This is a genomic window from Maribacter sp. BPC-D8 (assembly GCF_035207705.1).
Taxonomy (GTDB): Bacteria; Bacteroidota; Bacteroidia; order Flavobacteriales; family Flavobacteriaceae; genus Maribacter.
The window spans coordinates 2,699,726-2,719,299 of the sequence record NZ_CP128187.1 but is presented as its reverse complement, the minus strand read 5'-3'; the positions used below and the strand labels follow the sequence as shown (position 1 = coordinate 2,719,299).

Here is a 19,574-nt window from a genome sequence, read left to right as displayed (position 1 = left end):
ATGAAGAATTTTATTGATACAATATCCAATATTTGGAAAATAGAAGAACTAAGAAATAGAATTCTTATTACATTAGGTCTTTTGTTAGTTTATCGTTTTGGTTGTCAAATCGTACTTCCAGGTATAGATTCAACACAATTAGGTGGTTTAACGGATAGTACTGATCAAGGTATTTTTGGTCTTTTAAATGCATTTACAGGAGGAGCGTTTGCTAATGCTTCTGTTTTTGCGTTGGGTATTATGCCTTATATCTCCGCTTCTATTGTAGTTCAGTTGATGGGTATTGCAATTCCTTATCTTCAGAAATTACAAAAAGAGGGTGAAAGTGGTCGTAAGACCATTAATCAAATTACTAGATGGCTAACCATTGGTATTTGTATTGTTCAGGCTCCTGCATACTTATATGGCTTAGAAGCTTTTGGTGTAAGAGATAGTGCTTTCTTATTAGGTAAAGGTTTAGATTTTATGGTGCCTGCAGTTATCATATTGGTAACGGGTACTGTATTTGCAATGTGGTTGGGTGAAAAAATTACTGATAAAGGTATTGGTAATGGTATATCACTTTTGATTATGATTGGTATAATCGCTACAATGCCTCAGTCTTTTGTTCAAGAATTTATTTCAAGAACTACTGATAATAATGGTGGACTAATGTTCATTTTAATTGAAGTGATTGTTTGGTTCTTGGTTATTTTGGCTTGTATTCTATTAGTTATGGCTACAAGACAGATACCTGTTCAATACGCAAGAAGAACTGCTTCTGGTGGATATGAAAAGAATATCATGGGGTCGAGACAATACATTCCTTTAAAGTTAAATGCATCTGGAGTTATGCCAATTATCTTTGCACAAGCAATAATGTTTGTACCAGGTATGATAGGTGGTGCTTTTGATGATACTGCATTCGGACAATGGATGCAAGTACAGTTCAGTGATATATTTGGATGGGCATATAATTTACTATTCGCAATATTGATTATAATCTTTACATATTTCTATACCGCAATAACGGTTCCTACCAATAAGATGGCAGATGACCTTAAAAGAAGTGGTGGTTTTATCCCTGGAATTCGACCAGGAAAAGAAACTGGAGATTATTTAGATAAGATTATGTCTTTAATAACGTTACCTGGATCTATTTTCTTAGCTTTGCTGGCTATTTTACCGGCAATAGTGGTAAAGTTGATGGATGTTCAAGCTGGATGGGCTTTATTTTACGGTGGTACCTCCCTTTTAATTATGGTTGGTGTGGCAATAGATACAGTGCAACAGGTTAATTCGTATTTGTTGAATAGACATTATGATGGCTTAATGAAAACGGGTAAAAATAGAAAAGTAGCATAATTTATGGCTAAGCAGGCAGCAATAGAACAGGATGGATCTATCATCGAAGCATTATCAAATGCAATGTTTCGTGTAGAGTTGGAGAATGGACATGTGGTAACAGCGCATATATCAGGTAAGATGCGTATGCACTATATTAAGCTATTACCTGGAGATAAGGTTAAATTAGAGATGAGTCCCTATGACCTTACTAAAGCAAGAATTACATATAGATACTAAGATACAAGATGAAAGTAAGAGCATCAGTTAAGAAGAGAAGTGCCGACTGCAAGATTGTTCGCAGAAAAGGCAGGTTGTACGTAATCAACAAAAAGAATCCTAGATTTAAACAAAGACAAGGGTAATTATGGCAAGAATCGCAGGTATAGATATACCAAAACAAAAGAGAGGTGTAATAGCCTTAACCTATATTTTCGGAATCGGAAGAAGTAGGTCACAAGAAATATTGAGTAAAGCCCAAGTTAGCGAAGATACTAAGGTTTCTGATTGGAATGATGATGAAATAGGTCGTATCAGGGAAGCTGCTTCTGAATTTGTAATCGAAGGTGAATTACGTTCAGAGACTCAGTTGAACATTAAGCGTTTAATGGATATTGGCTGTTATAGAGGTATTCGTCATAGATCAGGTTTACCTTTAAGAGGTCAACGTACTAAGAACAACTCTAGAACTAGAAAAGGAAAGCGTAAAACAGTTGCTAACAAGAAGAAAGCAACTAAATAATAATTAGGTATGGCAAAGGCAAGTACTAAAGTTACCAAGAAACGTAAAGTTATAGTTGATTCTGTTGGTGAGGCGCACATAAAGGCATCTTTCAACAATATCATCATCTCTTTAACAAATAAAAAAGGAGATGTTATATCTTGGTCATCTGCCGGTAAATTAGGTTTTAGAGGGTCTAAGAAAAATACACCTTATGCTGCACAAGTTGCTGCAGAAGACTGTTCTAAAGTTGCTCATGAAGCAGGTTTAAGAAAAGTTAAGGTTTATGTAAAAGGTCCGGGTAACGGAAGAGAATCTGCAATCAGATCTTTACATAATGCTGGTATCGAAGTAACAGAGATTATCGATGTTACTCCAATGCCTCATAACGGATGTAGACCTCCTAAAAGAAGAAGAGTTTAATTAATTACTATTATATTTCACCGAAAGTGTAGTTACGATTATCGAAGGATAAGCCTTAATTCATGATCTCACTTTCAAATTAAAAGAAAATGGCAAGATATACAGGACCAAAATCAAAAATCGCCCGTAAATTCGGCGAAGCAATTTTCGGAGATGACAAATCTTTCGAAAAAAAGAATTACCCTCCAGGACAACACGGTAATAACAGAAGAAGAGGTAAGAAATCTGAATACTCTGTTCAATTGATGGAGAAGCAAAAGGCTAAATATACTTACGGTATTTTAGAGAAGCAATTCAGAAACTTATTCCAAACTGCGAAAAGAAAAGAAGGTGTTGCTGGTGAAATTTTACTTCAATTATGTGAGTCTCGTTTAGATAACGTGGTTTATAGAATGGGTATTTCTCCAACTAGAAGTGGTGCAAGACAATTAGTATCTCATAGACACATTACGGTAAATGGTGAGTTGGTAAACATACCTTCTTATTCATTGAAAGCAGGAGATGTTGTTGGTGTTAGAGAGAAATCTAAATCATTACAAAGTATTCAAGATTCATTAGCTGCTAGTAGTGCAGTTTATGAGTGGATTTCTTGGAACAGTGAGAAGAAGGAAGGTACTTATGTTACTATTCCTGAAAGATTACAGATTCCAGAAAATATCAAAGAACAATTAATCGTGGAGTTATACTCTAAATAAACAATACCTATCCAATTATGGCATTATTTAATTTTCAGAAACCCGATAAAGTAATAATGATCGATTCCTCTGATTTCGAAGGGAAGTTCGAATTTCGCCCTTTGGAACCTGGTTATGGATTAACTGTTGGGAATGCATTAAGACGAGTATTGTTATCTTCTTTAGAAGGTCATGCAATTACTTCGGTTAGGATTGATAAAGTAGAACATGAATTTTCTACTATACCTGGCGTTGTTGAAGATGTAACAGAGATTATATTAAACTTGAAACAAGTTCGTTTCAAGAAGCAAATAGAGGATTCTGAAGCGGAAGTTGTTTCAATTTCTGTAAGCGGTAAGAATCAATTAACTGCTGGTGATTTTCAAAAGTTTATTTCTGGATACCAAGTATTAAATCCGGATTTAGTTATTTGTAATATGGATGCTAAAGTTAGCATCAATATGGAAATATCTATTGAAAAAGGTAGAGGTTATGTTCCTGCAGAGGAAAATAAAAAATCTGGCGCACCATTAGGTACTATAGCTGTTGATTCTATCTTTACACCTATCAAGAATGTAAAGTATAGTATTGAAAACTTTCGTGTAGAGCAGAAAACTGATTATGAGAAATTAGTTTTTGAAATATCTTCAGATGGTTCAATTCATCCTAAAGATGCTTTAACTGAAGCAGCAAAAGTTCTTATTCATCACTTCATGTTATTCTCTGATGAGCGTATAACATTAGAAGCTGACGAAATTGCTCAGACAGAGACTTATGATGAAGAGTCTTTACACATGAGACAATTATTGAAAACTAAATTAGTTGATATGGACCTTTCTGTTCGTGCACTAAACTGTTTGAAAGCAGCTGAAGTTGATACTTTAGGAGATTTAGTTTCTTTTAATAAGAATGACTTAATGAAGTTCAGAAACTTCGGTAAAAAATCTTTAACGGAGCTTGAAGAACTTGTTATTAACAAGGGATTAAGTTTTGGAATGGATTTATCAAAATACAAATTAGATAAAGATTAAATAATCATATTTTGCTCCTCGTTCTGTCGAGTTTGGTAGCAAGATGATAAAATTGAAACATGAGACACGGTAAAAAAATCAATCATTTAAGCAGGAAAACTGCTCACAGAAAAGCGATGTTAGCTAACATGGCTTGTTCTTTGATCGAACATAAAAGAATCAACACTACAGTTGCTAAAGCGAAAGCTTTGAAGCAATTTATTGAGCCTTTGATAACTAAATCAAAAGCTGAAAATAATGTTAGTGCTGAGAAAGGTACTCATAACAGACGTATCGTTTTCAAGAATCTTCGTGATAAGTATGCAATTACTGAATTATTCAGTGTTGTATCTGAAAAGGTTGCTGATAGACCAGGTGGTTATACTAGAATTATCAAATTAGGTAATCGTTTAGGTGATAATGCTGATATGGCAATGATAGAATTGGTTGATTTCAACGAATTATATAACGCTGGTAAGCCTAAGAAGAAATCTACTAGAAGAAGTAGAAGATCAGGTGGTACTGATGCTGAAGTTGTTTCTGCAGAGAAAGAAACTAAAGTAGAAGAAGCTCAAACTGAAACAGAAGCTAAGACAGATGATTCTAAGGAATAAAATTGTCAATAAATATTAATAATGAAAAAGGATAAGCTTTCTAGCTTATCCTTTTTTTATGTTTTTTTGTGAACGAATAAATTATAAGACTAAAATGAAATATCAGGCAAAGAGAAAAGCTATAATATTACTTGCAGATGGTACTATTTTTTTTGGAAAATCTGTTGGGGACAAAGAAGGAACTGCTTTCGGTGAGGTATGTTTCAATACTGGAATGACAGGATACCAAGAGATATTTACAGATCCATCTTATTTCGGACAAATAATGGTCACTACCAATGCTCATATTGGTAATTACGGAGTAAATGAAGATGAAATAGAATCTGAGTCAATTAAAATTTCAGGTTTGGTTTGTAGAAATTTCAGCTATGAGTATTCAAGACCTTTGGCAGACGATAGTCTACAAGGTTTTTTAGATAAAAATGAGTTGTTTGCTATTTCTGATGTCGATACTAGAGCATTAGTCAGTTATATTAGAGATAATGGTGCAATGAATGCCGTAATCTCAACTGATATAGATAATATCGAAGACTTAAAAAGACGTTTAAGCGAAGTGCCAAGTATGGAGGGGTTAGAACTGGCTTCTAAAGTTTCTACGAAAGAACCATATTTTGTTGGTGACGAAAATTCAAATTTTAAAATAGCAGCGCTTGATATCGGTATTAAGAAGAATATTTTGCGTAACCTAGTTAAGAGAGGCGCTTATGTAAAGGTTTTTCCTTATAACAGTAGTTTTGAAGAAATGTCTTCTTGGAATCCTGATGCTTTTTTCATTTCTAACGGACCTGGAGATCCAGAACCTTTGGTTGATGCTATTGCTGCTGTTAAAAAAATGATTCAGACAGATAAACCTCTTTTTGGTATTTGTTTAGGTCATCAAGTTTTAGCATTGGCAAACGGAGTTTCTACTTATAAAATGCACAATGGGCATAGAGGTATTAATCACCCAATATTAAATCTTATTACGGGTAAAGGTGAGATTACTTCACAGAATCATGGCTTTGCTATTAATAGAGAAGAAACTGTGGATAATGCAAATCTAGAGATTACGCATACACATCTTAATGATAAGACAGTTGCCGGTATTCGTATGAAAGATAAAAATGTATTTTCTGTTCAGTATCACCCAGAAGCAAGTCCGGGTCCACATGATGCAGATTATCTTTTCGATGATTTTTTTAAATTAATTGAGAATTGTTCAAAACATAACGAAATAGTTTAAATAAACATTAATTAATTGGCAAATGTAGGGTTTGAACGAGCTAGTTAAAAACATGCTTTTGTATCTTTACTTTTTAAACAAACAACTAATAAAAAGATTATAAATGAGTATTATATTAAATGTTCACGCAAGACAAATATTAGATTCTAGAGGGAATCCAACAGTTGAAGTAGATGTAGTTACCGAAAACGGAGTAATGGGAAGAGCAGCTGTACCTTCTGGTGCTTCTACTGGTGAGCATGAAGCTGTAGAATTACGTGATGGAGGTAAGGCTTTCATGGGTAAAGGTGTGACTAAAGCTGTTGATAACGTAAATAGCATCATTGCAGAAGAGATATTAGGAATGAGTGTTTTTGATCAAAATCTTTTGGATCAAACTATGATTGATTTAGATGGTACTCCAAACAAATCTAAATTAGGAGCTAACGCTATATTAGGTGTTTCACTTGCTGCTGCCAAGGCTGCTGCAAATGAACTAGGTCTTTCTCTTTTTAGATATATTGGTGGGGTTAGCGCTAATACGCTTCCTGTGCCAATGATGAACATTATTAATGGTGGTTCACATTCAGATGCGCCTATCGCTTTTCAAGAGTTCATGGTAATGCCTGTTAAAGCAAAAAACTTTAGTCATGCAATGCAAATGGGTACTGAAATTTTTCATAACCTTAAAAAGGTATTACATGACCGTGGCCTTAGTACTGCAGTAGGTGATGAAGGTGGTTTTGCACCAAATCTTGCCGGTGGTACTGAAGATGCTTTAGATACTATTGCACTAGCAGTTAAAAATGCTGGTTATACTTTAGGTGATGATGTAATGATCGCGTTAGATTGTGCTGCGGCAGAATTTTTCGTTGATGGAAAATATGATTACACTAAATTCGAAGGAGAATCTGGTGTTATAAGAACTTCTGAAGAACAAGCGCAATACTTAGCTGATTTAAGTGCTAAATACCCAATTATCTCTATAGAAGATGGTATGGATGAAAACGACTGGGACGGTTGGAAATCTTTGACTGATAAAATCGGAGATAAAGTTCAATTAGTTGGTGATGATTTATTCGTGACAAATGTTGAGCGTCTTTCTACTGGTATTGAAAGAGGTATTGCAAATTCAATTTTGATTAAAGTAAACCAAATTGGTACATTGACAGAGACAATTGCTGCTGTTAATATGGCTAAAAATGCAGGGTATACTTCAGTAATGTCTCACCGTTCTGGTGAAACAGAAGATAATACTATTGCTGATTTGGCTGTAGCATTAAATACGGGTCAAATTAAAACTGGTTCGGCTTCAAGATCTGATCGTATGGCTAAATACAACCAATTACTTCGTATTGAAGAAGAATTAGGTAGTACAGCTTACTACCCACAAGAAAAAGCCTTTAAGTTGGGTTAATTCTTAATAGAAATATATAATCAAGCCTTTCTCTCGAGAAAGGCTTTTTTTTTTGGCGTACTTCAAAACTTTAACTACCTTTTGAGAATAAACCAATAATAACCTCTCTTTGTTAGCGTATGAATAATTTTCTTTTTGTTTCCGCAGAGAATGATGCCATTCCTGATTGTAAAGCTGGTGGAATGGGTGACGTGGTTAGAGACGTGCCTAGAGAGATATCGAAACGAGGAGATAAAGTTCACGTAGTCGTACCTTCATATTCTAGACTGCATAAAAATGGAATCTTTAAAACTAAACTTGAATTTAGTCTTAGGGGTATGCCATATACAGCAGAATTGTATGAGGTTATTCCTAAGAGAGTAGATAAAAATATCACTCATTATGTTATTCATCACCCTGAAATATCTGAAGGTGGTATAGCTCATATATATCATGATGATCCTACCGAACCTTTCTTTAATGATTTTATAAAGTTCATAATTTTTTGCACAGCTACTGCAGAAGCAATTAAAATTGGAGCTTTTGGTGATTTAGATATCGTTCATATGCATGACTGGCATTCTGCAGCGCTCTTATTTATAAAAACATATCACCCGCAATATCAAGATTTGAAAAAGATGCGATATGTGTATACGATTCATAATCTAGCTATACAGGGTATTCGTCCTTTTTATAACAACTATGCTTCAGTCAATCATTGGTTTCCAGAAATTCAATTGGATTATAAAGCTCTGATGGATCCGAGATATCAAGATTGTATAAACTTAATGGCAGTCGGTATTCGTTTTGCAGATGCAGTTCATACAGTTTCTCCATCTTACAAAGAAGATGTGCTGTTGCCTAGTAGAAGACCTGAGTTTATAGGAGGTGAAAGTTTAGAAGATGATTTAATTAAAGCGAATAATGAAGGTAGACTTTTCGGTATCTTAAATGCCAGTAACTATGGTAATATACGAGAAGCTGAAAAAGGATTGTTATATAGAAATACGGTAAAAGCTATTTTTAGATGGCTTCAAGAAAATTCAAAGAAGTATAAGGCAGATTTTCTTGCCCATACTGGCGAGAAGATTATGCAGTTTGTTGGTAATAGACCAAAATTTATTGTGTCTAGTGTTGCAAGATTAACTGAGCAGAAGTTCTATTTCTTAAAACGATCTCCTGAAGCATTTGAAAAAATGCTTGCGAGGTTAAATGAAATTGACGGTATATATATATTATTAGGTACTGGAGACCCAGATTATGAAGAGTTCTTTCGTCATATGAGCTATCATCATAAAAATTTTGTATTTACTAATGGGCAATCAGAAGATTTGATTGATTCAATGTACCTAGAAACAGATTTGTACTTTATGCCTAGCTTATTTGAGCCATGTGGCATTAGTCAAATGTTGGCGATGAGAAATGGTAACCCTTGTTTGGTGCATCATACTGGCGGACTAAAAGATACTGTAGATCACTTAAAAACAGGATTTGTTTTTGGTGGCGATACCTACGACGAGCAAATTAGTAATATGGTAAAAAGTTTTGATGAGGCATTGACCTTGTGGGAGAACAATAAGCCTGCTTGGAAAAAGATAAAAGCGAATGCAAAAAAGGCGCGTTTTACTTGGGAAAAATCTTTAGATGCATATTACGAGTCACTATATCTGTTGTAATGAAAGCTATTCATAGTACTTATTGTTAATTTTACCCAAAACAGATTTTGGAAATTGGTAAACCAGTCTTGTTTTGTTAACTTTACGAGAAGTATTTAAAACGTAAAAAGAAAAATGTCAGACAAAGCTATTTTAGAATATAATGGTGAAAAATATGAGTTTCCTGTAATTAAGGGAACCGAAAACGAACTTGCAATCGATATCAAAACTTTGCGTTCGGCTACCAATGGAATTATAACTATTGATCCAGGTTTTAAAAACACAGGATCTTGTGAAAGTGCTATTACTTTTTTAGATGGTGAAAAAGGAATTTTACGTTATAGAGGTTACTCAATTGAAGAGTTAGCTGAGAAAGCTGATTTCTTAGAAGTAGCTTATGCTTTAATATTTGGTGAATTACCAAATACAGAAGAACTAGCGAAATTTCATAAAGACATTAAAGATGAATCTCATGTAGATGAAGAGATGAAAAAGATTTTGGATGGTTTTCCAAAATCAGCACATCCAATGGGTGTGTTATCTTCTTTGACTAGTGCATTGATTGCATTTAATCCATCAACGGTTGATGTAAGTTCTGATGAAGATATGTACCACTCAATTGTACGTATTCTGGCTAAATTCCCAGTTCTTGTAGCTTGGACATTGCGTAAAAAGAAAGGTCTTCCGTTAGATTACGGTGATGATAGTTTAGGCTATGTAGAGAACATTCATAAAATGATGTTTAAGCGCCCTAATCAAGAGTATAAGCAGAATAAGGTTGTTATAGATGCTTTAGATAAGTTATTGATATTACATGCTGATCATGAGCAAAACTGTTCTACTAGTACTGTTCGTATTGTAGGTTCTTCTCATGCTGGTTTATTTGCATCTTTATCTGCAGGTATTTCTGCTCTTTGGGGTCCATTACATGGTGGTGCAAACCAAGCGGTATTAGAAATGCTTGAAGCTATTGAAGCGGATGGTGGCGATACTAAAAAATACATGGCTAAGGCGAAAGATAAGTCTGATCCTTTTAGATTAATGGGCTTCGGTCATAGAGTGTATAAAAACTTCGATCCTCGTGCTAAGATTATTAAAGTAGCTGCTGATGAAGTATTGGCAGATTTAGGTATAGATGATCCAATTCTTGAAATTGCAAAAGGTTTAGAGAAAGAAGCACTTGAAGATCCATACTTTGTTGATAGAAAATTATACCCTAACGTAGATTTCTATTCAGGTATTATTTATAGAGCATTAGGCATACCAACAGAAATGTTTACGGTAATGTTCGCTTTAGGTAGATTACCAGGGTGGATTGCTCAATGGAGAGAAATGAGATTGAATGGTGAGCCAATTGGTAGACCAAGACAAGTATATACTGGTGAAAATTTAAGATCTTTTGTCGAACTGGACAAAAGGTAGATTGCTACCGTTATCAAAAAAACAAAAAGCTCTTTTAATTTTTAAAGGGGCTTTTTTTTATGCCTTTTTTTAATTCATATTTAAATTAAAACTTATGTTACAGTTACATATCAAAGATGAAGTTTCACAGTTGAAAGCGGTTGTATTAGGTATCGCTAAAAGTTCTGGACCTACACCAACTATTGAAGAAGCTTATGATCCAAAATCGGTAGAACATATTAAAGCTGGTACATACCCTATTGAAGCAGATATGGTTGCCGAGATGGAAGGTTTTAGAAAAGTGTTCGAGAAATACGATGTTAAGGTTTTTAGACCAGAAGTTCTTGAAAACTGTAATCAAATATTTACTAGAGATATTGCTTTTGTTATAGAAGATAAACTTATAAAAGCCAATATACTACCTGATAGAGAACAAGAAGTAGAAGCAATTTTACATGTTTTAGATAAGATTGATGATGATAATATTCTGACTCCTCCAGAAGAGGTTCATGTTGAAGGTGGTGATGTCATGCCTTGGAACGATTATATTTTTGTTGGCACTTATACTGCACCCGACTATTCTTCTTATATAACGGCGAGAACTAATAAAGCTGCAGTAGCATATTTGACAAAGCAATTTCCAAACAAAACAGTGAAGTCATTCGAATTAAGAAAGTCTAATACTGTTGCGCAAGAAAATGCATTGCATTTAGATTGTTGTTTTCAACCTCTAGGAAAAGGGAAAGCAATCTTGCATAAAAACGGATTTCTGGTAGAAGAAGAGTACCAATGGTTGGTAGACTTCTTTGGAAAAGAAAATGTCTTCGAAATAGATGCTAATGAAATGTACCATATGTACAGTAATGTGTTTTCTATTTCACCAGATGTTGTAGTGTCCGAACGTAATTTCACACGCCTTAATAATTGGTTACGCGAACAAGGTTTTACGGTAGAAGAAATTGCGTATGCCGAAATTTCAAAGCAAGAAGGGCTGTTGCGTTGTAGTACCCTGCCTTTAATTAGAGCTTAATTTTAAAGATTTATAAAAAAGAAAAATTTAATTAGTACCCCTATGCAAATAACAAATACCATACTCATGATTCGCCCGGTGTCGTTTAGAATGAACGAGCAGACCGCTGTCAATAACTATTTTATGGAAGATATTGACTTGAAGAATCAAGAGATAAATCAGAAAGCTCAAGAAGAGTTTGATGCCTTTGTATCCGCATTAAAGGATAAAGGAGTTAATGTTATCGTTGTTCAAGACACTAAAGAGCCAGACACTCCAGATAGTATTTTTCCTAATAACTGGATCTCTTTTCATGCGAATGGTACAGTCGGTGTTTACCCAATGTTTGCTGAGAATAGAAGAAATGAACGTAGAGAAGATATTTTTGAGATCTTAGAACAGAATGGTTTTAAAATCAATGATGTTGTAGATTATACTTCTGCTGAAGAAGAAGAATTATTTCTTGAAGGTACAGGTAGTATATTAATAGATAGAGTAAACAAAAAGGCATATTGTGCATTATCTGAACGTGCAGATGAAGATTTGTTTATTGAGTTTTGTGAAGATTTTGATTTTTTTCCAGTGATTTTTACAGCTAATCAGTCTGTAGATGGTAAGCGATTACCTATTTATCATACAAATGTGATGATGGCTTTAGCTGAAAATTTCGTTGTCATTTGTACAGATTCTATTGATGATAAAAAGGAAAGAAAAAATGTGTTGGACCACCTTAAAAAAGATGGAAAAGAAATAATTACTATTTCCGAACAACAAATGCATCATTTTGCAGGTAATATGCTTCAGGTTTTAGGTGGTGATGATAAAAAATATATGGTTATGAGTTCTGCTGCTTATAATAGTTTGCGACCAGAGCAGATAGCACAGATCGAAAATCATTGTGCTATTTTACATAGCTCATTACATACTATCGAAACTTGTGGCGGTGGTAGTGCGCGTTGTATGATGGCAGAGGTTTTTCTTCCGAAGAAATAAATCTTTTGGTTTGCTAGTTGGATAATTTGTTTCAATGGGTCAAAAAAAGTCAAAGCCTTTCGTTATCTTCATAGAAATCAGATTTTGATTATGAAGCTGAAACCATTTTATATTTTTGTGTCCCTTTTTATTATTGGAGCTATACTTGTATTCGCAAATTCTCCGAAAATATCTGGTTATTCACATTTAGAAAATGAAGTGGTGAATGAGTCAAAATCTGATGATTCATATAATAAGATGATGGATGTACTAACCCATCAACGTTGTATGAATTGTCACCCAAGTGATCATATACCAAAACAAGGCGATGAAAGTCATCCCCATCATTTTGGCATGGCTAGGGGTGAAGATGATCATGGTTTTGAAGCGACTAGCTGTAATACATGTCATCAATCTCAGAATAACTTAAATTCTGGTGTGCCAGGTGCTCCGCATTGGGCATTGGCACCAGCTTCTATGGCTTGGGAAGGACTCACTCGCGCACAAATAGCAGAACGTTTACTTGATAAGAGTACAAATGGCAATCGAAGTCATCAAGAACTTATTGAGCATATGACCGAAGATGATTTGGTCCTTTGGGCTTGGGAGCCAGGCATCGATGCAGATGGCGAGCCAAGAACGATACCACCAGTTTCAAAAGAAGAATTTAAAAAAGCTGTTGAAAACTGGTTTGCTGACGGAGCAATAATACCTTCTAAATAATAAAATTTTATGGAAATTTCCTTGACTGTAAACGGTGTTTTAAAAACCGTAGCTATAGCAGATGAAAACACCCCTTTACTTTGGGTTGTTAGAGATACTTTAGATTTAAAAGGTACAAAGTTCGGCTGTGGAAAAGCGGCTTGTGGAGCCTGTACTTTACATGTAGATGGTGAAGCGGTTAGGTCATGTTCTTATCCCGTAAAATTTGCGGAAGGAAAAAAAGTAACCACAATAGAAGGTTTGGGAGATAGAGAAAATCCACACCCTGTTCAGCAGGCTTGGGTCGAAGAGATTGTACCGCAATGTGGCTATTGTCAGCCAGGTTTTATGATGGCAACAGCTGCCTTGTTAAACAAAGTGCCTAAACCAACAGATGAAGATATAGATAAGAACATTATAAATGTATGTCGTTGCGGTACCTATTACCGAATGCGAAAAGCCATTCATAAGGCGGCGGATTTGCAAGCTGAGAAGTTAATTAATGAATCTAAAAAGGCGTAATCGATGGCTGGTAAAAAAAGTGATTCAAAGAAGGTGTCTAGAAGGAAATTTTTAGTCAAAGGCGGATTGGGAACCATAGGTGTTGTCGCCATTGGAGCCTACTTATTTAGAAGTCCTATTCGACGTCAAATTTTGGGTGTGGTTAATTCACTCGAAGCGCCTTATCTAGATAATATTGACCAACCGATGATTTGGTTCGAGGTCACTTCTGATAATAATATCTTATTACATTCTCCCAAAATGGAAATGGGACAGGGTACATTTACAGGTATTGCTCAAATGGCTGCCGAAGAATTATCTGTATCTATGAATCAGATTCAGGTAGTACATGCAGCTTCATCAACTGGTAATGTGGATAGTTTTGCCACAGGCGGTAGTACTTCTATATCTGGACTATGGAAACCGCTTAGAGAGCTTTCTGCCATGCTTCGCGTAATGCTTTTAAAAGAAGCTGCTCTTAAAATGAATGTAGATATCGATGAGCTTTCTGTTGAAGGCGGAATCATATCGGGTAATGGAAAAACATTGACTTATGCTCAAGCGGCTGAAGGAGTCGAGAATTGGAAAGTGCCAGATGTTCCTGTATTAAAAGATGCTAAAGATTATAAATATATAGGTCAACCAGTTGCTAGAGTTGATTTGGATGCGAAGGTATACGGAGATCCGATATTCGGGATGGATGCTGAAATGCCTGAAATGCTGTATGGTGCTGTGGTAAGAGCTTCTAAAATAGGCTCAACATTTGTCAGTGCAGATACAAAGGAAGCAGAGCATATGCCTGGCGTGGTTAAAATTGTGGTAGAAGACGATTTTGTAGGGGTAGTGGCAAACTCTATGATTGAAGCTGAAAATGCTAAAAATGCTATCAATGTCACTTGGGATAGTTATGACAATTTAAATACCGAGGCAATCGTAAAAATGATGACTGTCGGGAACGGAAAGTCTTCGGTGATACAGAAGAACGGAGATTCTTTTGATGATCAAGATGAAGTAGTGACTTTAGAATTTAGAAGTCCAATAGGGGCGCATGCTCAAATTGAACCAAATGGTGTTGTTGCTTTTGTTGATGACGACAGTGCTACTATAAAAATATCGACACAAGTGGTCGGCATTACTAGAAAAGAGGTTGCCAAACGATTAGATTTAGATGTAGAAAAAGTCAACGTTATACCTACCTATTTGGGTGGTGGTTTTGGTAGAAGATTACATACACCACATGCTGTGCAGGCTGCAATTATGTCTAAAGCTGTTGGTAAACCGGTGAAGTATTTCTTTAGTAGAAAAGAAGAATTTCAGCATGATATGTTTCGACCACCAACACATCATGTGATTAAAGGAAAATTAAATGCGGAGGGTTATTTAGACGGACTAGAACATCAATTCGTTAGTGGCGATGTAGCTACCGATTCTGCTCTAATACCTAATGCACTTACCAACTTTTTGGGTGCCGATGTTGGTGCTATTCGTGGCGGATTCATTCAATACACTGCTATACCTAATTTTAAAGCGGAGTGTTGGCATGTAGAATTGCCTTTTGCTACCAGCTGGTGGCGTAGTTTGGGGTTGTTGGCAAATACGTTCGCCATGGAAAGTTTTATGGATGAAATGGCGTTAAAAGCAAATAAGAATGCGGTCGATTTTAGATTGCATCAAATTGCAGATGAGCCGATTGACATTCGTTTGAAAAATGTAATTAAAGCCGCTGCTGAAAAAGCTAATTATAGCGAAGAAGTAAAAGATGGTCGTGCTATGGGTTTTGCTGCTTCTATAGATGCAAATACACCGTGCGCACAGGTAGCAGAGGTTTCAATTGTTGACAATGAAATTGTAGTACATAAAGTAACAGTTGCAATGGACCCAGGTTTAGCCGTTAATCCTGATCAGATACGTGCGCAATGCGAAGGTTGTGTAATTATGGGAATGAGTGCAGTACTTTATGAGCAAATGTTTGTCGAAGACGGAGAATTAACTCCGACTATATACGGTCCGTACCAAATGGCTTTGATGAAGAATGCACCAAAAGAAATTGATGTGGTTTTACTACAGGGTAAAGATACACCAGGTGCAGTAGGGGAGCCACCTCTAGGGCCAATTGGTGCGGCGATTGCCAATGCTGTTAGAAGATTAACAGGAGAACGCTTAACTGAGTTGCCTTTAAAGCTTTCGAGGAAGGCTTAAAAGAAGTTCTGATTATTGATTAACATTTTTCTGATCAGCGATATTTTTGATCATTCCGCCAAAAATAAAGTAGTGAAACGGCACTATGCTGTACCAATATAATCTACCTCGTAAGCCACGTGGTCTAAAAGTTGCGGTTTGATGAAGTACATTGTTCTCATCTATTTTGAACTCTAGCCATGCTTCGCCTGGTAATTTCATTTCGGCAAATAGCAGTAGTCGTTTTGCTTTTTTATCAGCTAATAGTACTCTCCAAAAATCTAGAGAATCACCTGCAAATATTTTATGAGCATGCGTTCTACCACGTCTTAAGCCGACACCACCAGAAAGCTTGTCCATAAATCCGCGTATTTTCCAGAGCCAGTTGCCGTAATACCATCCGGTTTCACCGCCAATGCTCCAAATACGTTCCAATACTTCATCAGGATTCGAAATTTTGAGTTGTTTATAATCCTTAAGTACTCCATATTTTGGGACTTGTATATGTTTTTCAAGATTGTCAACAAATCGCCCGCTGATCATACTATCCTTCCAACTACTTATTACTAAGTTTTGTTCGATTTTTTTAAAGGCTAAATCAATAGCTTCCTTGTAGGTGTGGGGAGTAATACCAAGAATATCTTGTAATCGTGTGTCTTTTGCCACGACTTCAATCTTCATGCTGTCCACAAGGTTCAAGGCTAATTTATATGAAGTAGAGGTTACAAAATATAACCAGTACGAAGACAGTTTTGGGGTCATTACAGGTACGGTCCAAATCCAGTTTTTGAAGCCTCTGACTTCTGCATATTTATGCAGCATTTCTTTATAGGTCATTACATTGGGTCCGGCAATGTCGAAGGAGTCGTTATACGTTTTTTCATTCCCTAATACACCTGTTAGAAATGCAATAACATCACGTATGGCAATAGGTTGCGTTTTAGTCAATACCCATTTCGGCGTAATCATCACAGGTAATTTTTCACATAAATCTCGAATAATTTCAAAAGAAGAACTTCCTGATCCCACAATGATACCTGCCCTTAAAACAGTTAGGTTAAAATCACCTTGATAAAGAATATCCTCAACATTTTTACGTGACTGCAAGTGTTTAGAAAGGTTATTGTCATTCACAATACCGCTCAAATAAATTACTTGTTGAATTTGTGTGTCTGCAACATACTTGTTAAAGTTTTCAGCCGTTTTTGCCTCCATTTCATCAAAATCTTGTGTTGACGAACTCATGGAGTGAATTAGAAAATAAGCGGCATCAATATCTTTGGGCACTACATTTTCTTTTGGTTCTTCTAGAAAGTCAATTTCAATGACATCTATTTGTTGCCTAGTCTCTTTATCTACAGAAAGTCTGGTTTCATCTCGTACCGCACAAACAATTTCGTGTCCCATTTCTAAAAGCTGCGGTAGAATGCGCATACCTATATAACCATTGGCTCCTGTAAGTAGTATTTTCATAAATCTTCAATAGAGGTTGGTGCGTTATCAGCTTTATAGGCTAGTATTTTCTTAAAGAATTTTTGTACAGCTTTGGTGTCAGATTCCACTTTTATAAAATGGTTGTCGCGGTAAATTGAATATACCGATGCTTCGCCCTTATACATTGATAGTTTGTAATAGGGTATAACCAATGCGTATGATTCTAATAGCGAACGAAAACCGACGATAATACCTTTGGGTCTCATTTCAATATTACAGACATCTCTATTATTATCAAGAATTAATAGATTTTGTATCTCAACACTTGTTGCTGTAATAACAAGTTTAGGAGAGCCAATACCACCCATTGCCCAGCGCTCTTTCAATGTAAAAGGCTTGCCGACCTGGTCGTCGATTTTTCTAGTAATGGCTTTATTATTGTAAGAAACGTTTGTGAGCATGCGTGTTTAATTGCATTGTTTTTATTAAAGTTAAACAAATGGTGAATGAATGCCGAATCTGTTTACCTTAAAAGCCTAAAAAATGATTAGTTTTGCAGCCTTAATTAAACGTTTTGGTGAATATTCAAGAGGTACTATCAGATAAAGTAAAAGAAGCGGTAAAATCTATTTTTGACAAGGAATTGCCAAATGTAGAATTTCAACCTACCCGTAAAGATTTTGAAGGAGATGTCACTATTGTGGTTTTCCCGATGTTGCGCGTGTTAAAGGGGAATCCTGTTCAAATTGGTGAGCAAATTGGTGCTTATCTTGAGGAGCATGTAGATGCTGTTGCGGGCTTTAATGTGATTAAAGGATTCTTGAATATCGTTATCAATGATGGTTTCTATTTAGATTTTTTCAATTCGATTTCTTCAACCGATAATTTCGGATTTGTAAAGGAGTCTGATGATGCGGTTATGGTAGAATATTCTTCGCCAAATACCAATAAGCCATTACACCTTGGACATATTCGTAATAACTTATTAGGATATTCTGTTGCTGAAATTTTAAAGGCATCTGGTAAGAAAGTATACAAAACCCAGATTATTAATGACCGAGGAATCCATATTTGTAAAAGTATGGTGGCTTGGCAGAAATTCGGAAACGGAGAAACGCCAGAGTCTACAGGTCTTAAAGGAGATAAGCTAGTTGGTAATTATTATGTGGCTTTTGATAAAGCGTACAAAGAACAAATAGCAACATTAGTAGCTGAAGGTACTGACTTGAAAGTTGCTGAAAAAGAAGCGCCTATTCTACAAGAAGCTAAAGAAATGCTTTTGAAATGGGAAGCTGGAGATGCCGATACCGTAGAACTTTGGAAAACCATGAACGGATGGGTTTATAAAGGTTTCGAAGTGACTTATAAGAATTTAGGAGTCGATTTTGATAATCTATACTATGAAAGTGATACCTACCTTTTAGGTAAAGATGTTGTTGCTGAGGGATTAAAAAAAGGAGTTTTCTTTAAAAAGGAAGATGGTAGTGTTTGGATCGATTTAACCGAAGATGGGTTAGACGAGAAAATTGTTCTTCGTTCAGATGGTACTGCGGTTTACATGACCCAGGATATAGGTACTGCCATACAACGTGTAAAAGATCATCCAGATGTAAACGGTATGGTGTACACTGTTGGTAATGAACAAGATTACCACTTTAAAGTATTGTTTTTAATACTTAAGAAACTCGGATTTTCTTGGTCTAACAAATTGCACCACCTTAGTTATGGTATGGTCGATTTACCTAGCGGAAAAATGAAAAGTAGAGAAGGTACTGTTGTTGATGCCGATGATCTTATGGCAGATATGACGCAAACTGCCGCTACAATTTCTGAAGAATTAGGTAAGCTTGAAGATTATAATGAGGAAGAAAAGCAATCGTTGTATCAAATGATTGGCTTAGGTGCCTTAAAATACTACATACTAAAAGTTGATCCTAAAAAACGAATCTTATTTGACCCTGAAGAATCTGTTGATTTTCAAGGGAACACAGGTCCGTTTATTCAATATACTTACGCACGTATTCAGTCTATCTTAAGAAAGGCAGAAAGTATGGGTATCGATAGTTCTAAAGATGCCAAGGTTACGGAATTACACGCGAAAGAAAAGGAATTGATTAAACAACTTCAAATCTTCCCAGATATCATTCAATTGGCAGCGGAGAATTATAGTCCGGCATTGATTGCGAATTATACCTATGATTTAGTGAAGGAATTTAATTCGTTCTACCAACAGGTTTCTATACTTGGGGAATCTGACGATGAGAAGAAAGTTCTACGTGTTCAGTTATCTAAAAAAGTTGCTGAGGTTATACAAGATGCATTCAAATTATTGGGTGTTGAAGTGCCTGAGCGAATGTAGT

20 protein-coding genes are annotated in these 19,574 nt (G+C 35.7%); 18 read left to right on the top strand and 2 right to left on the bottom strand.

The window, feature by feature from the left end; genetic code table 11:
* The 17 genes from secY (at position 1) to QSV08_RS12050 (ending at position 15,801) form a co-directional block, all read left to right on the top strand.
* The gene (gene secY / locus QSV08_RS12130) at positions 1 to 1,344 is read left to right on the top strand and encodes a preprotein translocase subunit SecY (protein ID WP_073242618.1); all 1,344 of its coding nucleotides are present in this window, start codon (positions 1 to 3) and stop codon (positions 1,342 to 1,344) included.
* 3 nt (positions 1,345 to 1,347) lie between these two features.
* Entirely contained in the window at positions 1,348 to 1,563 is a 216-nt protein-coding gene (infA, locus tag QSV08_RS12125; RefSeq protein WP_013305172.1) for a translation initiation factor IF-1, read from the top strand.
* Positions 1,564 to 1,571: 8 nt separating this feature from the next.
* On the top strand, positions 1,572 to 1,688 hold the full coding sequence (gene ykgO, locus QSV08_RS12120; protein WP_013305171.1) for a type B 50S ribosomal protein L36: 117 nt from the start codon (positions 1,572 to 1,574) through the stop codon (positions 1,686 to 1,688).
* Between the two features lie 2 nt (positions 1,689 to 1,690).
* Positions 1,691 to 2,065, top strand: a complete 375-nt coding sequence (gene rpsM, locus QSV08_RS12115; protein ID WP_073242620.1) for a 30S ribosomal protein S13 — start codon at positions 1,691 to 1,693, stop codon at positions 2,063 to 2,065.
* 9 nt (positions 2,066 to 2,074) lie between these two features.
* Positions 2,075 to 2,467, top strand: coding sequence for a 30S ribosomal protein S11 (gene rpsK / locus QSV08_RS12110; RefSeq protein ID WP_324023615.1), 393 nt, complete (start codon positions 2,075 to 2,077; stop codon positions 2,465 to 2,467).
* Positions 2,468 to 2,556: 89 nt separating this feature from the next.
* Positions 2,557 to 3,162, top strand: coding sequence for a 30S ribosomal protein S4 (gene rpsD, locus QSV08_RS12105; RefSeq protein ID WP_073242622.1), 606 nt, complete (start codon positions 2,557 to 2,559; stop codon positions 3,160 to 3,162).
* Positions 3,163 to 3,179: 17 nt separating this feature from the next.
* Positions 3,180 to 4,172 (top strand): DNA-directed RNA polymerase subunit alpha, encoded by a 993-nt coding sequence (locus tag QSV08_RS12100; RefSeq protein WP_073242624.1) that lies wholly within the window; start codon positions 3,180 to 3,182, stop codon positions 4,170 to 4,172.
* Positions 4,173 to 4,231: 59 nt separating this feature from the next.
* Entirely contained in the window at positions 4,232 to 4,765 is a 534-nt protein-coding gene (rplQ, locus tag QSV08_RS12095) for a 50S ribosomal protein L17 (protein WP_324023614.1), read from the top strand.
* A gap of 94 nt (positions 4,766 to 4,859) precedes the next feature.
* Complete coding sequence (gene carA / locus QSV08_RS12090; RefSeq protein WP_324023613.1) at positions 4,860 to 5,987, top strand: glutamine-hydrolyzing carbamoyl-phosphate synthase small subunit; 1,128 nt, start codon at positions 4,860 to 4,862, stop codon at positions 5,985 to 5,987.
* Between the two features lie 103 nt (positions 5,988 to 6,090).
* Complete coding sequence (gene eno / locus QSV08_RS12085) at positions 6,091 to 7,383, top strand: phosphopyruvate hydratase (RefSeq protein ID WP_324023612.1); 1,293 nt, start codon at positions 6,091 to 6,093, stop codon at positions 7,381 to 7,383.
* A 119-nt stretch (positions 7,384 to 7,502) separates the two neighbouring features.
* Positions 7,503 to 9,038, top strand: a complete 1,536-nt coding sequence (locus QSV08_RS12080) for a glycogen synthase (protein WP_324023611.1) — start codon at positions 7,503 to 7,505, stop codon at positions 9,036 to 9,038.
* Between the two features lie 114 nt (positions 9,039 to 9,152).
* Complete coding sequence (locus tag QSV08_RS12075; protein ID WP_324023610.1) at positions 9,153 to 10,439, top strand: citrate synthase; 1,287 nt, start codon at positions 9,153 to 9,155, stop codon at positions 10,437 to 10,439.
* Between the two features lie 94 nt (positions 10,440 to 10,533).
* Positions 10,534 to 11,448, top strand: coding sequence for a dimethylarginine dimethylaminohydrolase family protein (locus QSV08_RS12070; protein WP_324023609.1), 915 nt, complete (start codon positions 10,534 to 10,536; stop codon positions 11,446 to 11,448).
* 42 nt (positions 11,449 to 11,490) lie between these two features.
* Positions 11,491 to 12,420 (top strand): citrulline utilization hydrolase CtlX, encoded by a 930-nt coding sequence (ctlX, locus tag QSV08_RS12065; protein ID WP_324023608.1) that lies wholly within the window; start codon positions 11,491 to 11,493, stop codon positions 12,418 to 12,420.
* A 90-nt stretch (positions 12,421 to 12,510) separates the two neighbouring features.
* The gene (locus QSV08_RS12060) at positions 12,511 to 13,122 is read left to right on the top strand and encodes a hypothetical protein (RefSeq protein ID WP_324023607.1); all 612 of its coding nucleotides are present in this window, start codon (positions 12,511 to 12,513) and stop codon (positions 13,120 to 13,122) included.
* Between the two features lie 9 nt (positions 13,123 to 13,131).
* Positions 13,132 to 13,623 carry a (2Fe-2S)-binding protein gene (locus QSV08_RS12055; RefSeq protein ID WP_324023606.1) on the top strand — a complete coding sequence of 164 codons (492 nt, stop codon included), beginning with the start codon at positions 13,132 to 13,134 and terminating at the stop codon, positions 13,621 to 13,623.
* Between the two features lie 3 nt (positions 13,624 to 13,626).
* Positions 13,627 to 15,801 carry a xanthine dehydrogenase family protein molybdopterin-binding subunit gene (locus tag QSV08_RS12050; RefSeq protein WP_324023605.1) on the top strand — a complete coding sequence of 725 codons (2,175 nt, stop codon included), beginning with the start codon at positions 13,627 to 13,629 and terminating at the stop codon, positions 15,799 to 15,801.
* Positions 15,802 to 15,813: 12 nt separating this feature from the next.
* On the opposite strand, the gene QSV08_RS12045 is transcribed toward QSV08_RS12050, so the two are convergent.
* Positions 15,814 to 17,253 carry an SDR family oxidoreductase gene (locus QSV08_RS12045; RefSeq protein ID WP_324023604.1) on the bottom strand — a complete coding sequence of 480 codons (1,440 nt, stop codon included), beginning with the start codon at positions 17,251 to 17,253 and terminating at the stop codon, positions 15,814 to 15,816.
* Positions 17,250 to 17,675 carry a hypothetical protein gene (locus QSV08_RS12040; RefSeq protein WP_324023603.1) on the bottom strand — a complete coding sequence of 142 codons (426 nt, stop codon included), beginning with the start codon at positions 17,673 to 17,675 and terminating at the stop codon, positions 17,250 to 17,252. Before QSV08_RS12040 ends, QSV08_RS12045 begins: the two co-directional genes overlap by 4 nt.
* Before the next feature lie 116 nt (positions 17,676 to 17,791).
* Between QSV08_RS12040 and argS the strand changes: the two genes are divergently transcribed.
* Positions 17,792 to 19,573: an arginine--tRNA ligase gene (argS, locus tag QSV08_RS12035; RefSeq protein WP_324023602.1), complete on the top strand. Its 1,782-nt coding sequence runs from the start codon at positions 17,792 to 17,794 to the stop codon at positions 19,571 to 19,573.
* Position 19,574: the final 1 nt, after the last annotated feature.

Excerpts from the sequence above, each read along its gene's own strand:
- rpsD (WP_073242622.1), top strand. The coding sequence starts at position 2,557 with ATGGCAAGATATACAGGACCAAAATCAAAAATCGCCCGTAAATTCGGC.
- ykgO (WP_013305171.1), top strand. The coding sequence starts at position 1,572 with ATGAAAGTAAGAGCATCAGTTAAGAAGAGAAGTGCCGACTGCAAGATT.
- eno (WP_324023612.1), top strand. The coding sequence starts at position 6,091 with ATGAGTATTATATTAAATGTTCACGCAAGACAAATATTAGATTCTAGA.
- QSV08_RS12060 (WP_324023607.1), top strand. The coding sequence starts at position 12,511 with ATGAAGCTGAAACCATTTTATATTTTTGTGTCCCTTTTTATTATTGGA.
- QSV08_RS12100 (WP_073242624.1), top strand. The coding sequence starts at position 3,180 with ATGGCATTATTTAATTTTCAGAAACCCGATAAAGTAATAATGATCGAT.
- QSV08_RS12075 (WP_324023610.1), top strand. The coding sequence starts at position 9,153 with ATGTCAGACAAAGCTATTTTAGAATATAATGGTGAAAAATATGAGTTT.
- QSV08_RS12080 (WP_324023611.1), top strand. The coding sequence starts at position 7,503 with ATGAATAATTTTCTTTTTGTTTCCGCAGAGAATGATGCCATTCCTGAT.
- QSV08_RS12050 (WP_324023605.1), top strand. The coding sequence starts at position 13,627 with ATGGCTGGTAAAAAAAGTGATTCAAAGAAGGTGTCTAGAAGGAAATTT.
- carA (WP_324023613.1), top strand. The coding sequence starts at position 4,860 with ATGAAATATCAGGCAAAGAGAAAAGCTATAATATTACTTGCAGATGGT.
- QSV08_RS12040 (WP_324023603.1), bottom strand. The coding sequence starts at position 17,675 with ATGCTCACAAACGTTTCTTACAATAATAAAGCCATTACTAGAAAAATC.
- rplQ (WP_324023614.1), top strand. The coding sequence starts at position 4,232 with ATGAGACACGGTAAAAAAATCAATCATTTAAGCAGGAAAACTGCTCAC.
- rpsM (WP_073242620.1), top strand. The coding sequence starts at position 1,691 with ATGGCAAGAATCGCAGGTATAGATATACCAAAACAAAAGAGAGGTGTA.
- QSV08_RS12045 (WP_324023604.1), bottom strand. The coding sequence starts at position 17,253 with ATGAAAATACTACTTACAGGAGCCAATGGTTATATAGGTATGCGCATT.
- ctlX (WP_324023608.1), top strand. The coding sequence starts at position 11,491 with ATGCAAATAACAAATACCATACTCATGATTCGCCCGGTGTCGTTTAGA.
- secY (WP_073242618.1), top strand. The coding sequence starts at position 1 with ATGAAGAATTTTATTGATACAATATCCAATATTTGGAAAATAGAAGAA.
- QSV08_RS12070 (WP_324023609.1), top strand. The coding sequence starts at position 10,534 with ATGTTACAGTTACATATCAAAGATGAAGTTTCACAGTTGAAAGCGGTT.
- rpsK (WP_324023615.1), top strand. The coding sequence starts at position 2,075 with ATGGCAAAGGCAAGTACTAAAGTTACCAAGAAACGTAAAGTTATAGTT.
- QSV08_RS12055 (WP_324023606.1), top strand. The coding sequence starts at position 13,132 with ATGGAAATTTCCTTGACTGTAAACGGTGTTTTAAAAACCGTAGCTATA.
- infA (WP_013305172.1), top strand. The coding sequence starts at position 1,348 with ATGGCTAAGCAGGCAGCAATAGAACAGGATGGATCTATCATCGAAGCA.